At 57.3% G+C, this 16,230-nt stretch carries 11 protein-coding genes; 8 read left to right on the forward strand and 3 right to left on the reverse strand.

Annotated features, from left to right (window positions below; translation table 11 throughout):
• The first annotated feature begins 81 nt into the window (after positions 1-81).
• Positions 82-2,184 carry a TonB-dependent siderophore receptor gene (locus AC4OVS_RS09200; protein ID WP_491922336.1) on the forward strand — a complete coding sequence of 701 codons (2,103 nt, stop codon included), beginning with the start codon at positions 82-84 and terminating at the stop codon, positions 2,182-2,184.
• Between the two features lie 72 nt (positions 2,185-2,256).
• Here the strand turns inward: AC4OVS_RS09200 and AC4OVS_RS09205 are convergent, their stop codons facing one another.
• From AC4OVS_RS09205 to AC4OVS_RS09215, 3 genes are all read right to left on the reverse strand, one after another.
• Complete coding sequence (locus AC4OVS_RS09205; protein WP_045623225.1) at positions 2,257-3,939, reverse strand: alpha,alpha-trehalase; 1,683 nt, start codon at positions 3,937-3,939, stop codon at positions 2,257-2,259.
• A 213-nt stretch (positions 3,940-4,152) separates the two neighbouring features.
• A complete protein-coding gene (gene gap / locus AC4OVS_RS09210; protein WP_157507419.1) occupies positions 4,153-5,163 on the reverse strand; it encodes a type I glyceraldehyde-3-phosphate dehydrogenase in 1,011 nt (336 codons plus the stop codon).
• Between the two features lie 78 nt (positions 5,164-5,241).
• Positions 5,242-6,222 carry a GlxA family transcriptional regulator gene (locus tag AC4OVS_RS09215; RefSeq protein WP_022648419.1) on the reverse strand — a complete coding sequence of 327 codons (981 nt, stop codon included), beginning with the start codon at positions 6,220-6,222 and terminating at the stop codon, positions 5,242-5,244.
• 929 nt (positions 6,223-7,151) lie between these two features.
• Here AC4OVS_RS09215 and AC4OVS_RS09220 point away from each other — a divergent pair.
• The 7 genes from AC4OVS_RS09220 to tssA are packed head-to-tail and all read left to right on the forward strand — an operon-like array spanning position 7,152 to position 16,185.
• Positions 7,152-7,646 carry a hypothetical protein gene (locus tag AC4OVS_RS09220; RefSeq protein WP_006810964.1) on the forward strand — a complete coding sequence of 165 codons (495 nt, stop codon included), beginning with the start codon at positions 7,152-7,154 and terminating at the stop codon, positions 7,644-7,646.
• A gap of 23 nt (positions 7,647-7,669) precedes the next feature.
• Positions 7,670-8,173, forward strand: coding sequence for a type VI secretion system lipoprotein TssJ (tssJ, locus tag AC4OVS_RS09225; protein WP_023306460.1), 504 nt, complete (start codon positions 7,670-7,672; stop codon positions 8,171-8,173).
• A 28-nt stretch (positions 8,174-8,201) separates the two neighbouring features.
• Positions 8,202-9,545, forward strand: coding sequence for a type VI secretion system baseplate subunit TssK (gene tssK, locus AC4OVS_RS09230; RefSeq protein ID WP_022648417.1), 1,344 nt, complete (start codon positions 8,202-8,204; stop codon positions 9,543-9,545).
• Between the two features lie 17 nt (positions 9,546-9,562).
• Positions 9,563-10,801: a DotU family type VI secretion system protein gene (locus AC4OVS_RS09235; RefSeq protein ID WP_023300334.1), complete on the forward strand. Its 1,239-nt coding sequence runs from the start codon at positions 9,563-9,565 to the stop codon at positions 10,799-10,801.
• A gap of 2 nt (positions 10,802-10,803) precedes the next feature.
• Positions 10,804-14,424, forward strand: a complete 3,621-nt coding sequence (gene tssM / locus AC4OVS_RS09240; RefSeq protein WP_023306458.1) for a type VI secretion system membrane subunit TssM — start codon at positions 10,804-10,806, stop codon at positions 14,422-14,424.
• Positions 14,425-14,440: 16 nt separating this feature from the next.
• Complete coding sequence (gene tagF / locus AC4OVS_RS09245; RefSeq protein ID WP_006810959.1) at positions 14,441-15,157, forward strand: type VI secretion system-associated protein TagF; 717 nt, start codon at positions 14,441-14,443, stop codon at positions 15,155-15,157.
• An 11-nt stretch (positions 15,158-15,168) separates the two neighbouring features.
• The gene (gene tssA, locus AC4OVS_RS09250; protein ID WP_023300332.1) at positions 15,169-16,185 is read left to right on the forward strand and encodes a type VI secretion system protein TssA; all 1,017 of its coding nucleotides are present in this window, start codon (positions 15,169-15,171) and stop codon (positions 16,183-16,185) included.
• Positions 16,186-16,230: the final 45 nt, after the last annotated feature.

Here is a 16,230-nt window from a genome sequence, read left to right on the forward strand (position 1 = left end):
TTTTTCTCCGCTGATATTGATTTGGTAATAAAAATGATAATAATTGTCGTTCCCAATATCATCTAATAATAAGACGACACTATGAGCACCTCACGTTTTGCGTTATGCGCGTTGGCAGGCGCCGTCACGCTGGCATTGCAGACACAGGCTTTCGCAGAAGAACCCAACATCGTGGTAACCGGTACAGAGCAGGGCAGCGCGCTCCCTGCCTGGACCAATAGCGCCACGAAATCAGCCGTCGCGGAAAGTAAAACGCCGCAGGTGATCAACACCATCGCCGCTAAAGAGATTGAGCAGCGGCACGCCAGTTCGGTAAACGAGATCCTGCGCTATGCGCCGGGCGTTTCCACGGAGGTGCGCGGGAGCACCTCTTACATGAGCGAGTACAAAATCCGCGGGTTCAACGTTGATCAGGAGTTCTACAACGGCCTGCAACTTCCCTATAACGTCACCGGGAACACCAAAGCGCGAATCGATCCGCTGCTGATTGAGAGCGTCGATATCCTGAAGGGGCCGTCATCCGTGCTGTATGGCGGCGGCTCCCCGGGTGGGCTGGTCAATATTCAGAGTAAAAAGCCGCAGAAAGAGGCGAAAACGGAACTGGGCTTTAATACCGGAAACCGCAATCTGAAAGAGGGGTACCTGGATTCCACGGGGCAGATCGCGAACAGCGACTGGAACTATCGTCTGCTGGGCAAAGCAACGGAAAGTGACGAACAGGCGCACACCACGCGCTATGAAAACTATCTGGTGGCCCCCTCCGTGACCTGGCAGCCGGATGACAAAACGCGCCTGACCATTGACGCGCTGGCGCAAAATACGCCGAGCCTGACGCCGTCTGATCCGATGCCGCTAAGCTATCTGCGGTCTAAATACGCCGATCGTCGTGACTATGCCGGGGATGAGTGGAGCGGCTTCAAACAGCGCCAGTGGATGCTGGGCTACAGCTTTGAGCATGAGTTTGACAGTGGCTGGGGCTTTAACCAGAAAGCGCGCTACTTTGACGTGGATACCCACCAGCGCAGCGCCTATTCCACCGGGACGGGCAGCGAGGTCTACCAGCTTAACCGCTTCGCCTATACCACGGATGAAGATTTGCAGAGCTTCAACATTGATAACCAGGTTACCCGAACCGTCGCGCTGGGGGACTGGCAACATCATCTGCTGGCGGGCTTTGACTACCAGAAGCTGAACTCTCACTTCCATTATCGTTACGCCTCGTCCACACCGGGTATCGATATGCGCAATCCGGATCACTCGCAGATCGATAACGATGCGCTGGGGCTTTACACCGCGCAGAAAAACCGTCTCAGCTATCAGCAGAATGGCTATTACCTCCAGGATCAGATTGCGTTTGGCGGGCTGAACGTGCTGGCCAGCCTGCGCTATGACGACTACCGTTCCGTCACCACCAACTATCTGCAAAACGGTGACAAAGCCTGGGTATCGCAGGATCGCCTCACCAAACGACTGGGCGCGCTTTATGCCTTCGACAATGGTCTCTCGCCGTTTATCAGCTATTCGGAAGGTTTCGCACCGGTATCGCCGCAGGGTACGCTGACCGCGAAAGACGTTAAGCCCACCACCAGTAAGCAGGTGGAGGGTGGGGTGAAATATCTGCTGGCGGAATATGCAACTACCTTCACCGCCTCGGTGTTTAACATTCGTCAGAAAAATGTGGTGACCAGCGATCCGGGCTTCCTCAACTACCGACAGACCGGGGAAGTGGAATCGAAAGGCGCGGAGCTTTCCGCTATTAGTCGTCCAACGGATAACCTGACGCTGATTGCCAATTATGCCTACACCCACGCCATCAATACCGAAGATGACAAGTACCAGGGCAAACGACCGACGCAGGTCCCTGAGAACGCCTTTAATCTGTGGGGAGATTACACCTTTGACAGCACGCCGCTGAGAGGGTTAGCGCTGGGGGCTGGTGCACGCTACACCGGGCCGATGGAGATCTCGCCAGCCAATGATGCAGGCAAGCTGGGCGGTACGACGCAGTACGATCTGGCGGCATCTTACCGCATGGGCGAACTGGCGCCATCGCTGGAGGGGCTGACGCTGAAAGCGAGCGCGCAGAACGTCACCAACAAAGAGACGCTCACCTGCTATGACGCGACCAACTGCTGGATAGGCCGCGACCGCACCTTCCAGGTCGGGGCGAGCTACAGCTTCTGAAAAAAGCCCGGTGGCGTTACCGCACTGAACAGTCCCCTCGCCCCTTTGGGGAGAGGGTTAGGGTGAGGGGCGCTACTGCGCCGCCTGTTTAGCAGGTGCAACATCATCGTTTGCCGCAGACTGATTCTCCGGTACGCTGTCGCACGGCTTCTCTTTCGGGCAGACCATGTCCAGCATCCTGAGCGTCACACCGTTACTCCAGCCGAAACCGTCCTGCAACGGATACTCACCGCCGCCACCGCCGGTACCTGTCGAAGAGACATCGTACTTCTCAACCAGTTTCTTCTCGCGATCGTAGGTATGCTGAACGTTTTTCAGGAAACGCCAGGTCACGTCCATCGCCACTTTCTGCTGACCATAGTTCTGCAACCCTTCCACCGCTACCCACTGCAACGGCGCCCAGCCGTTCGGCGCATCCCACTGCTGCCCGCTGTTGATGGTGGTGGTAGAAATACCGCCCGGTTTCAGCAGGCGCGACGATGCGGCTGCGGCCACTTTATCGGCGCGATCCTGTGATGCGGCCTTCACATACAGCGGGAAGAGGGCCGCGGCAGTCAGCTGATTACGCACCTTCCTGGTTTTCAGATCGTAATCCGCATACCAGCCCTCTTTATCGTTCCACAGGTGGCTCTCCATGGCTTTCTGACGTGCGGAGGCCAGCGCGTCATATTTACTTGCGCTTGCGGTATCCCCGTCTTCCTGGCTGGCACGGGCCAGCAGTTTTTCCATCTTAAACATCAACGCATTCAGATCCACCGGCACGATGCTGGTGGTGCGGATGGTACCCAGCTTCTGGGGATCGTCCATCCAGCGGGAGCTGAAATCCCAGCCCGAGGCCGCGGCAGAGCGCAGATCACGGTAAATCTCGGTGGCCGGACGGTTAGGGTTATTTTTGGCGGTGGTCACGTCATCCAGCCACGACTCAGGGCGTGGCGTGTCCAGATCGTCCCAGTAGCGGTTGAGGAGGGAGCCGTCATCCAGCTTCACCACGCGTTTGTTTGCCTGACCAGGCTGGAGCCCATCAGCCCCCTCCATCCAGTAGGCATACTCCTTCTCCATCTGCGGACGGTATTTCTTCAACGCGTCGCTGTCATGCGTGGCCAACAGTTCCACCATCAAAGAAAAGAACGGTGGCTGAGAGCGGCTCAGGTAGTAGCTGCGGTTACCGTTAGGGATATGGCCCCAGGTATCAAGCTCGTATGCGAAGTTGTCCACCATGTCGCCGATCTTATCCCAGTGGCCGCTCTCGGCCAGCCCCAGCATGGTGAAATAGCTGTCCCAGTAATAGACTTCGCGGAAGCGTCCTCCCGGCACGACATAGGGTTTTGGCAAAGGCAGGAGGGAGTCCCATTTGTTCGCTTTGTCGGTGGTGCGGGTCAGCACAGGCCACAGATCGTCTATGTGTTCGCGCAGGCTCTGGCCCTCAGGGGGAACATATTTCTCACCCTCCTTCGGCAGGATAAAGTTCATCTCCACGAAGTGACGCAGGTCAAAACCGGACTGGGTATGCTGCATCCGGTAATCCGCCAGGATCATCAGCGGGTCGCTTTTGGGAACGGCATCCGCGAAGGTTTTCTGATCCGGGAACAGTTTGGCGCTCTGAACGTCATTAAAGAGGGGGCCAAGAAGAATATCAGGTGAGCTTTGCTGGCTCGTTGGCTGGTCTTCAGCATAACCAAATGCGGTAACACCGAGTAGTGCGCCTGCCAACGCAAGGGGTAAAAAAGCGGGGCGTCGTGCGCGAGGTCTTATCATCGGTTCGTCTCCTGTCTTCGCTGAGCAGCGTGACCGCTGTTGTCAATTACCTGAAAACCTTAGACGAATATCGATAACTTCGCGTGTTGAATGTCCCATTTTTCGCATAACCAGATAATTCGGGTGCGCTTTCACTACACCAGGGTTGAATTACTTAATTTTTAACCACACCACGGAAAAGCCGGGTAAGCTTCATGCCACCCGGCTTAAGCCCTACAACCCTTTTTTATCCATCAGCACCGCCAAATCCACCAGACGGTTTGAGAAGCCCCACTCGTTGTCATACCACGACAGGATCTTCACCATATTCCCGCCAATCACCAGCGTTGAAAGCCCGTCGATAATGGATGAGCGCGGGTCGCCCTGATAATCACTGGAGACAAGCGGTTCATCGCTGTAGCCCAGGATGCCTTTCAGCGGCCCGCTACCGGCAGCCTGACGGAACGCGTCATTCACCTCTTCGGCGGTCACGTTGCGGCTCAGCGTCACCGTCAGATCGACAATCGACACCACTGGCACCGGCACGCGCAGGGAATACCCGGTGAGTTTACCGTCCAGTTCGGGGATTACTTTCCCGAGCGCTTTTGCCGCGCCGCTGGAATAAGGCACAATCGATAATGCTGCCGCACGCGCGCCGCGCAGATCTTTTTCTGGCTGGTCATGCAGCGCCTGGCTGTTGGTGTAGGCATGCGTGGTGTTCATCAGCCCGTGTTCAATGCCAAACTGCTGGTGCAGCACCTGCGCCGCTGGCGCCAGACCGTTAGTGGTGCAACTCCCGTTACTGACCACAAAATGCTGGGCCGGATCGTACAGCGTGTGGTTCACGCCCATTACCACCGTAAGATCATCATTTTTAGCCGGGGCGGAAATAATGACGCGTTTTGCGCCGCCGCTCGTGATATGCACCGCCGCTTTTTCACGTTCGGTGAAGAAACCGGTGGCTTCGATTACCACCTCAACGTCAGCGTCTTTCCACGGAATGTTTGCCGGGTCGCGTTCACTGAATACGGTGATGCGTTGCCCGTCAACCTGTAGCGCGCCGTCCGCCGCTTCCACAGGTACCGGTAGCGTGCCGAGCAGAGAGTCATATTTCAGCAGATGGGCGAGGGTTTTACTGTCCGTCAGATCGTTAATGGCCACAATCTGGAGATCCGGATTGCCCAGCGCCGCGCGCAGGACATTACGTCCGATACGGCCGAAACCGTTAATACCGACCTTAACCATGATGCACTCCTTATCTGTGTTGTCTGGAGTTACTGTAGGTGTCAGGTCGGTTGGCGTAAATGACAAAAAAGGATCAGATTACGCCATTCTGCGGCAGTGGAAACGCTGGCGATATTCGCCCGGCGTGAGATGAAGCTGCTTTTCAAAAACGCGGCGCAGGTTGATGCTGGTCCCAAACCCGCTTTTTTCGGCAATGACCTCAAGCGGATACGGGGTCTGCTCCAGAAGCTGTCGTGCGGCGGCCAGGCGCGCTTCGGTGACATAACGGGCCGGAGGTACACCGACGTCACGCGTGAACACGCGGGTGAAATTGCGCGGACTCATGGCGACCCGTTCGGCCAGCCTTTCGACGCACAAATCTGCGGTGAGGTTTTGCAGGATCCAGCTTTGCAGTTCGCTAACCGGTCCGGTCGCGCCGGACTGCTCCAGATTATAGCGGCTGAACTGTAGCTGGCCGCCAGGCCGACGCAGGTACATCACCATATCCTGCGCCACGTTGCGGGCGAGGGTGAAGCCGTAATCATCCTCTACCAGCGCCAGCGTCAGATCAAACCCGGAACTGACGCCGCCGGACGTCCAGACGGGACCATCCTGAACATAGAGCGGGCCGCCCTCAACGTTGACCGCAGGATAGCGGGTTTTCAACGTTTCCAGAAGCCGCCAGTGGGTCGTTGCCCGGCGCCCATCGAGCAGTCCGGCCTGTGCCAGCAGCAGGGCCCCGCCGCAGACAGAGGCGACGCGTCCCGCATGCGGCGCGGCCAGGTGCAGCCAGTCCACCACCGCAGTGCTTTCCTGCTCATTCATGCCACGGCCGGTGATGATAATCGTGTCCAGCGGCTCGCGCGGATCCAGCTCCGGCAGGCGATAGTCCGCCAGCAGATTTAAGCCGGACTGGCCATGGATCACCAGGTGAGGCTGGGTAGTGGCAATAATGATGCGGTAGCGGGGCTGCGCCAGACCGTCCGGGTGCAGACGGTTGGCCTGCATCAGAATGTCGGCTATACCGGCGGCTTCAAACAACATGCCACCATCAGGAACGATTATCAGGATCTTCTTCATGTCCTGAAAAGTACCTTTCTTACAATATAAGTCAAGTGGAGGACGTTGACAGTTACCGAGCACGGTTATGGTCAACCCCGATGCCGGCAACGGCACATATTTTGAAACCCACTTAACCTGTTTTTACCGCTCGGCCTGTAAGTTATGGTGCGGGAAAGCAAAGAACTCATAACAAATTTTCATCATGTTTGTAATAAATCGTCGGAGTGGTGGAAAGCAAGCAATAGTGTAGTGACGGTAAAATGCCAAATGAAGTTCGCCTGTCGAAAGCAGCGTCTTTATTCATTACCTGGAAAGGGTGGGTTATATTTTGAGCAATGCTTTGGCGAGCAAGAGTGTAGTCAGGCTTAATTATTCATACGGCCCAGACGAAAGAAAATTATCTTAAGAAGGGGGAGAGCATAAAGTTAATTTGCGGCGTGAAATTAATTTTTTCATCCTTACTGTGTTTTCTTAATTTGATGGGACATCGTCCTGAGTATTGACGATTTGCTATCGATACAACAAATAATTCGTGTGAGATATATTCATATGCAACTGAAAAATTCTCCGTTCTACTAATTATGGTAGTGGCAGGAATAGTGGTATTACGTTAGTGATAATGGTTCTCTTTTGGATTTTTTTGTCTTTAAATCAGTTAATTGCGTGATTTTTCTATTTTTCAGATTAATCTCAGAGTGAGGCGAATGCCTCATGAATCAGCAGTAGCGAAAAAGGAAATATTGAAAAGGTGATAAGCTCATGTAAACTTGTTTACCGTTTGTCAAAATATGTCAGGATTACGCTGGGCCTTATTCTCGAAGGCTCGTGCGGTAGCTATGCCCAAATAATAGTAACGCCCCGGAAAAACCTGACTATTTTTAACAATAGCACCTAAGTCAAATTTTATCCCCTCTCTTCATCCTCTAAATATCGCTACGGAAAAGCATATGAAACTGCGTGTATTGTTATCACTTCTGTTTGTTATGGCGGTGGCGGGCTGTAAGGCGCCGCAAAAACCAGCGATCACCGATGATACGATTGTGACCAGCCAGGTTAATGGCATCACGCTGACGCACCGTCACGCTGTTACCCCTCCGGCGGAGTTCACTCAGGTGAATGAACCGTATCGTGCTATGTACCCGGCATCCCTGATGAGCCGTCCTGACTACGGTGGAAAAGTGATCCGTACGCTTGAGACCGGAAAAACTTACGTCGTGCTGGGGCAGGTTGAACATTTCTGGATGGCGCTGGCCGATGAAGGGAGTGAACAGCTGATTGGTTACGTGCCGATGCGTGCCGTAATCAAGGCCGACCAGTACGAAGCCACCGTGCGTAAACAGGCACTGCGCCCTAAAGCGCGCAAGAAAACCACCTGTGTTGATGTCGATGGCAACAGCAAAGCCTGCAAAGACAGCGCGAACGGTACCTGGATCCTGAACTAAACGGGTTTCACGAGCATATTTTTATGAATAATAAAAATTTCCATCGGATGTGGTTCCCTTTTTTTGCGTTGATTCTCGCGCTGATCGGTGGTTGTACGTCGTCTTCACACAGCGACCCCTCCCGCTACAATCTTCAGTTTCAGGCTCATCCTCAAATCAATGATTCTGCACCGCTTAAGGTCAGAGTATTGCTGCTGAAATCCGATGCGGATTTCATGTCCAGCGACTTCTACTCCTTACAGAACAACGCGTCAGCCACGCTTGGCGCGAATCTGCTGAACAGCGATGTGTTCTTCCTGATGCCGGGCCAGCTTTCGAAAACCCTGAGCGGTCAAAGCTCACCGGAAGCGCGCTATATCGGCGTAATGGCGGAATACCAGGCACTGGACGGCAAAAAATGGCGCGTCTCACTTCCTTTGCCTGTTCCCGGCGAAAACGCGATTTACCAGTTCTGGAAATGGTCCGCAGATGAACTCCAGGCCAGTGTCTTCCTTGACGTAAATGGTATCCGGGTCATCAACCAGTAACGCCCTTCATTACAGGAAAGAGATCATCATGACGAAAGCAGAAAAGGTCGTCTGGACCGAGGGCATGTTCCTGCGTCCCCACCATTTTCAGCGGACAGAAAGTTACCTCCTCAACCACGTTCGTGAGTGGGGGGCCTTGCAGCGTTCGTATCTCTGGGGCTTTCTCGACCTTGAGCTGGATGAAGCGATGCTTCGCCAGGGCTGTATTGCCCTGAGCTACTGTAGCGGTTTGCTCCCTGACGGCACCTTTTTCCAGGTGCGCAGCGACCGCAACGGTCCGGCCCCGCTAAAAATCCCCGATAATCTTACCAATGAAAAGGTGGTGCTTGCGCTGCCGGTTCGTCGCGGTGGACGTGAAGAGGTGATTTTCAGCGAGGAGCACTCTTCTCTGGCGCGTTTTATTACGTTTGAACAAGAGGTAGAAGACGACAACGCCATGTCGGTCGGGGAAGCGACGGTTCAGTTTGGCCGCCTGCGTCTGACCCTGATGCTGGAGAAAGATCTGACGGCAGAATGGACCGCCATCGGCGTGGCGTGCGTCGCTGAAAAGCGCAACGACAACCACGTGCGGCTGGATAACAGCTACATCCCACCAATGCTGAACGCCAATAACAGCCCGCAGCTGTACGGCATGATCAATGACCTGCACGGCCTGCTGGTGCAGCGTAGCCAGCAGATCGGCGGCCGCCTGCGCCAGCCAGGGCGTTTCAATACGTCCGAGATGGTTGAGTTCACGCTTCTTTCGCTGATCAACCGCCACCTTGGCGACATCTCACATTTAAAAACGCTGCCGCTGCTTCACCCTGAAGCGCTCTGGCGAAGCTGGCTGCCGTTTGCCACGGAACTCGCCACCTGGACGCCGCAGCGTACCGCAGAGAGCGTACTGCCGGTATACGACCATGACGATCTCGCCCTTTGCTTCGGCAAACTGATGCTGATGCTGCGTCAGGGGCTGTCGCTGGTCATGGAGGATCATGCCATCCAGCTGCCGCTGCACGAACGCTCTCACGGTCTTAACATCGCCACCGTGCCGGAGACCAGCATGGTCCGCGAATTTGGCTTCGTGCTGGCGGTAAAAGCCAATGTCCCCGGCGAACACCTGCAAACCCATTTCCCTGCCCAGATGAAGGTTGCGCCAGTCTCGAAAATTCGCGATCTGGTTCAGCTCCAGCTGCCGGGCATCATGCTTCGGGCAATGCCCGTCGCGCCGCCGCAGATCCCGTGGCATGCAGGCTACAGCTATTTCGAGCTCGAGAGGGGCAGCGAACTGTGGCACGAGATGGACAAGTCTGGGGCATTTGCGCTGCATCTCGCAGGGGAATTCCCGGGTCTCGATATGGAGTTCTGGGCCATCCGTAGCCCGACAGAATAATAAAGCGAGCGCTTAATATGCAGGAACGACAGGATACCGGCAGTGATGCCCTGTTTACCGGAGCCAGTGGGAACAATCAGCTGGTGGCGGCCGCCAATCCGCTGCTCAATGCGATTCCGCAAATCCGTCATTCGGTTTCCCACGACGATCAGGTCGGGCTGCGCCAGCGCCTGATTGACGAAATTCGCCGTTTCGAGGTGCGATGCCAGCAGGCGGGCTTACCATATGAAGTGATTGTCGGCGCGCGCTACTGCCTCTGCACGGCGCTGGACGAAGCCGCCGCTCTGACCCCCTGGGGAAGCAGCGGCGTCTGGTCAAGCAATGGTCTGCTGGTGACGTTTCATAACGAAACCTGGGGTGGCGAGAAGTTTTTCCAGCTGCTGGCACGTCTTTCGCAGAATCCGCGCGAACACATTCTGCTGCTGGAGATGATCAACTACTGTCTGCTGCTCGGCTTTGAAGGCCGCTACCGCGTGCTGGACAATGGCCGGACCCAGCTTGAAACCATCAAACAGCGCCTGTGGCAGATGATCCGTGGCGTGCGAGGCAGCTACCCGCCGCCGCTCTCGCCGCACCCGGAAGATCGCCCCGTTCTGCGCAAGCTCTGGCGGCCGATGATTCCACTCTGGGCGTGCGTGGCGCTGGTCGGCTTTATCGCCTGCCTGTTCTATATCGTGTTGAACTGGCGTCTCGGTGATAACACCAGCCCGGTGCTGGCGAAAATTTACCAGTCCCAACTGCCGGAAACCACGATCCAGCAACCTGCACGTCAGCTACCGGCGGTACTGAACCTGCGCGGCTTCCTGAAACCGGAAATTGATGCCGGTCTGGTGGCCGTTAAGGATGAGGCGGATCGCAGCGTGGTGATCCTGAAAGGGGACGGACTCTTTGCCTCGGCCTCAACGGTGGTGCGCGATCGCTATGAGCCGGTCATCGACCGCATCGCCCAGGCGATGAATAACGTCAGCGGCAAAATTCTGGTGGTGGGGTACAGCGACAACGTGCCGATCCGCAGCGCACGCTTCGCCTCCAACTATGAACTCTCGCTTGAGCGCGCCCGTTCGGTGCAAAAACAGCTCCAGGGTAGCCTCTCGCAGCCTGAGCGCGTCAAAGCCGAAGGGCGGGGCGAGATCAACCCGGTAGCGCCTAACACGACGCCTGAAAATCGCGCCCGTAACCGCCGCGTGGAGATTACGCTGCTGGTATCGCCTGACAATACCCAGGCCGAGCTGAACGGATTGCCGCAAGGAAACTAAGGATGCTGACTACTCTACTTTCTATACTGACCAATCGCATTCTGTGGAGCTTCCTGGGCGTAACGGCACTCGCGGCGGTCATCTGGATGATTGGCCCGCTGTTGTCCATCGTGGACACCCGGCCCCTTGAATCAGAGCAGAACCGCGTCATCAGCATTGCGGTGGTCTACCTGATTTGGGCCCAGAGCCACATTCTGCCGCGGCTGTATAACGCCTGGCTGAACCGTAAGCTGATGGACAAGCTTAACGAAAATACCACCAGCCCGGAGGCGGCCGATCCGCAGAAACGTCTGAACAGCGAGGAGCAGATCCTTGCCGGGCGTTTCGATGAAGCCGCCCAGATGCTGAAAAAAGCCCACTTCAGCAAAGCGGGACATGGCGCGCAGTGGACGCAGCGCTTCAGTACGCAGTACCTCTATCAGCTGCCGTGGTACGTCATTATTGGCGCGCCGGGTTCAGGTAAAACCACCGCGCTGGCCAACTCCGGGCTGCAATTCCCACTGGCGGACCGCTTCGGTAAAACCGCGCTGCGCGGCATTGGCGGCACGCGCAACTGTGACTGGTGGTTTACCAACGAGGCGGTTCTGCTGGATACCGCGGGGCGCTACACCACTCAGGAGAGCGAGCAGGTTCAGGACGCCGGGGAGTGGCTGGAATTTATCAACCTGCTGCGTAAATACCGCCGTCGCCAGCCCATCAACGGCGTGATTATCACCATCAGCATTTCCGACCTGCTTTCGCAGTCCGCTGAGGCCTCCCGCCAGCAGGCGGTCAACCTGCGCCAGCGTCTCTCCGAGCTGCATGAACAGCTGGGTATTCGCTTCCCGGTGTATGTGATGGTGACCAAAGCGGACCTGCTTAAAGGCTTCCGCGCCTGGTTTGCGGATTACGACAAAGCCCAGCGCGATCAGATCTGGGGCTTTACGCTGCCGTGGGAGCAGACCAAACACGCCGATTACGACCTGATGGGCAACTTCCAGCAGGAATTTTCCCTGCTGCAACAGCGTCTGGATGCCGGCCTGCCGGAAACCATGCTTAAAGAGCATGACGCCAAAACCCGTGCGGAAGCCTATCTCTTCCCGCAGGAGTTCGCCGCGCTGCGTCCGCTGCTGGCAGACTACCTGAGCACGGTCTTTGCCCGCTCAAACTTCGAAACCGAATTTTCGCCGCGCGGCATCTACTTTGCCAGCGGCACCCAGGAAGGGATGCCGTTTGACCGCGTGATGGGCGAGCTGAACCGCGCGCTCTCCTTACCTGAAGGGGAGGAAAGCACGCGCTGGGATTCGGTAAGCAAAGAGGCGCCGATCCCGGGCGCGAAGGGCCAAAGCTTCTTCATTAAAAATCTGCTGCAAAACGTGATTTTCCAGGAAGCGGGCATCGCCGGGGAAAACCGCTGGTGGGAGCTGCGCAACCGCGCCGTGATGTGGTCCGGCTACGCGGCGCTGCTGGCCCTGCTGGTGATCCTGGGTGGTCTGTGGCTGACCAGCTACGCCAAAAATAAAGCTTATCTGGAAGAGGTAGATGCAAAAGTGCCGATGCTGGAGCAGCAGAGCAAGGCGCTGCAAAACCAGCCCCAGCGAGATCTGTTTGCGCTTCTGCCGCTGCTTAACAGCCTGGTGGATCTGCCGAAAAGCGATGCCTTCGACGTTAACAACCCGCCGGTTTCCCGCCGCATGGGGCTTTATCGCGGGGATGACGTCAGCGATGCCTCGCAGTCTCTGTATCAGAAGGCGCTGGATCAGATGCTGCTGCCTGCCGTGGCGATGCACATTACCACCTGGCTGCGCAACGACAACGGCAGCGACGTGGAGTACAGCTATGAGGCGCTGAAAGCCTATCAGATGCTCTACCAGCCTAAGCATTATGACGGTAAATTCCTGCACTCGTGGGTTATGCTCAACCTGCAACGCAACCTGCCGCAGAACGTGACGCAGGCGCAGCTTCAGGAGCTGGAATGGCACCTGACGCAGCTGCTGGAGCCAAAAATTCAGGCTTCACCGTATGCGCAGGATGAGGATCTGGTGGCCCGCGAGAGGGCGCTGATCAACCAGCAGCCGCTCTCAACACGCGTATATGGGCGCCTGAAACGTCTGCTGGAGCATGATGAGAACCTGAAGCCGGTTTCGCTTTCTGATCTCGGCGGCCCGCAGAGCGAGCTGGTGTTTTCGCGCAAAAGCGGCAAGCCGGTGAGTGAGGGCGTACCGGGCCTCTACACGCCGGACGGCTACTGGAAAAGCTTCAACGACCAGATCGACAGCGTGACCACCGCCCTGCACGAGGACGATGCCTGGGTACTGGGAGCGACCACTGCCCAGGAAGATAAACAGCAGATCGACAACGCCGTGCGTCAGCTCTACATGCGCGACTTTATCGTTAACTGGGATCGCTTTCTCGCTGATATTCAGCTCAACAACAGCGCCGATCTTTCCCAGCGTATCAACACCGCGCGCCTGCTTTCAGGCACCAATTCGCCGCTGCGCCGTCTGGTACTTAACCTGAGCAAGGTGCTGACCCTGTCGCGCACTGCGCCTGCGCCGGAAGATGCGCAAAAAGCGGAAGACCAAAGCAACCGCGCCACCCGCACGCTGGAAGCGCTGTTCAGCAACGGTGACAATGCCCCGACGCAGGGCGCGGTTGTGACGCAGGCGCCTGAGCAACTGGTGACTGACCACTATGCGCCGATGATTGAGCTGGCGCAGCCGCTGGAGAAGGGCGGTAAGACCATCGTCTTTGATGATTTTCTCAAGCAGGTTGACGAGCTTTATCGCTACCTGACTGCCGTTCAGGATGCAGCAAACAGCGGTATGCCTGCGCCGGGCGGCGATGCAATTAGCCGCCTGCAAGCCAGCGCGGGACGTCTGCCGGGCGGGCTGCAAACCATGTTCAGCAATATGGCCGTCGGCGCCAGCAGCGACACTCAGCGTCGCGATCTGGAGAACGTGCGTAAGCGCATTAACGTGGAAGTGGGTGGGTTCTGCCGTCAGGCGATTGCCGGGCGTTATCCGCTGGTGCGCAGCGCCAGCACCGAGGTGACGCCGGACGATCTCGCCCGCATGTTCGCGCCGGGCACCGGACTGATGGACACCTTTTTCCGCGACAACCTGACCAACAAGGTGGACACCACCCAGGCGAACTGGCGCTTTATGCCGGGCATCGACGGTAAAACGCTGCCGGGCAGTGAAGGGCTGCTGCGTCCGTTCCAGCAGGCGCAGTCTGTCCGCGATGCCTTCTTCGCAAACGGCGCGACCACGCCATCCTTCAAGGTGACGGTGCGCACCGTGCGTATGGACAATACCATTCTGAACCTGACGCTGGACGTGGACGGCCAACTGCTGCGCTACAGCCACGGTCCGCAGGCGGTGCAGATCATGACCTGGCCGGGGCCGGGCGGGACGAACCAGGTGCGTATGCAGCTCGGTCTGGCCAATGGCAGCACCGCAACGCTGGTGACTAACGGTTCCTGGGCGCTGAACCGCTTTTTCGACAAGGCGCGCACCAGCCCTGGCGCGGGTAGCCTGAGCCGTCAGGCCACCTTCAACGTCGACGGACATCAGGTCACGCTGGAGTTTGCCCCGAACAGCATCCGTAACCCGTTCCAGCTTCCCCGTTTCTCATGCCCATAACCGCAAGGACAGCCGTATGACGAATACCCCTGCGATGAACCGTTATAGCTGGTATGGCAAATTACCCAGCGCCGGAGATTTTTTGCAGCGTCGCTTTCCGGATACCCTGCAACGCCAGTGGTCGCACTGGTTTCAGGTCGGCCTGCTGGCCTGGCAACAGGAAGAGCAGCGCAGCGGTGAGCGCCCGTTTTCTAAAGCCCCGGTGTGGAACTTTGTCGTCCCGCCGATGCTTGGTAGCCAGATGATTCAGATGGGCTGCCTGCTACCGGGCCGTGACAGCGTAGGCCGTCACTATCCGGTATGCCTGCAACTGAGCTTCACCCCGGCCGAGTGGTCATCCCGTCTGCTCGGGCAGGCTGAAAGCTGGTACCAGCAGCTTGGCCGTCTGGGGCTGCACGCGGTACGTAACAGCTATTCTGCCTCCCAGCTGGATGAAATGCTGATGACCATCCCGGCGCCCCAGCCGGTTGAGCCGCAAAAGCGTTCCGACATTCTCGACGTGATTGGCTATGACGACGAGGGTCAGAGCACGCTGGGCTGGCCGCAGGCGGCGGAGTGTTTTGATCCGCTGCGCCAGACCAGCTACTGGTGGACAAACCGCTGCGACGGCTATCCGCTTTACACCCACGTCCACAGCGGAAACTTCACCGGGCAGCTCTTTACGCTGCTGTTCGATCCGGCAGGCGGCGCCCGTCCGGGCCGCCACGGTCTTTACCCGCCTATGTTTGAATAAGCAGGGATCTTATGAATATCGATGAATTTCTCGCGCCGATAAGCCCCGATAACCCCTGCGGTGAAAACCTGGAGTACGACGCTGATTTCCAGGCCATGGGGCAGGCCAGTCAGGGCAAAGCCGAACAGCAGTTTGGCGACACCATCATTCCGGCAGAGCCTGCCGACTGGAACACGGTGGAAAAACTCGCCACCAGCCTGCTGGGCCGCACCAAAGATCTTCGCGTCATGCTGGCGTTAACCCATGCCTGGACGCGTCGTCGCGGGCTGGCAGGTTACGCCGACGGGCTACTGCTGGTGCAGGAAGCCCTGTCCCGTTACTGGGAGCAACTTTACCCGCTGCTGGAAGAGTATGGCGAAACCGATCCGTTCTACCGCATTAACGCCCTCGCCGGGCTGAGCGATAAATCTGACCTGACGGTCGCGGTGCGTAACGCCTCACTGCTCCGCTCTAACGGCGATGAGATTTCGCTCCGTGACGCCCAGGCGCTGCTTGACGGCAGTAAAACAGAGTGTCCGGATTATCCGGGCGGTCGTCCACGACTGATCGATGAGCTGGCCCGGGGCGATCAGCCAGGCACCGAAGCGGTAATCGTGATCAACGAACGCCTGCTCGCCATCCGCGAACTGCTTACCGGCTATCTCGGGGAAAGTGGCGTACCGGAGATGGAACAGCTGCTGAAAACCGTCGGGCAAGTTTCGAGCGCCTGTCAGGTGACCGATATCAGCAAGTTGCTGCCGAACCGTGACGCGCAGGCTGAGCAGCACGCCGAGCCGCAGCCGGTGACCGCGTCGCCCGTTCAGCAGGTGACGGACTGGCGCAGCGTGCAGGTGACCAGCCGCGCCGACGCGCAACTGATGTTGGAAAAAGCGAAACAGTATTTTGCGCAGTACGAACCCAGCCACCCCGCACCGCTGATGATTGAACGGGTGCAGCGGCTGTCTGAACTCAACTTTATGGACATTATTCGCGACCTGGCGCCAGACGGCGTTAACCAACTGGAAAACATCTTTGGACGCCGCGAATGACGCGTCCTGGCATTATGACGACAGGCATGGAGTCTGCCGTTTCAC

It is taken from the genome of Enterobacter sp. 4974935 (assembly GCF_058661735.1).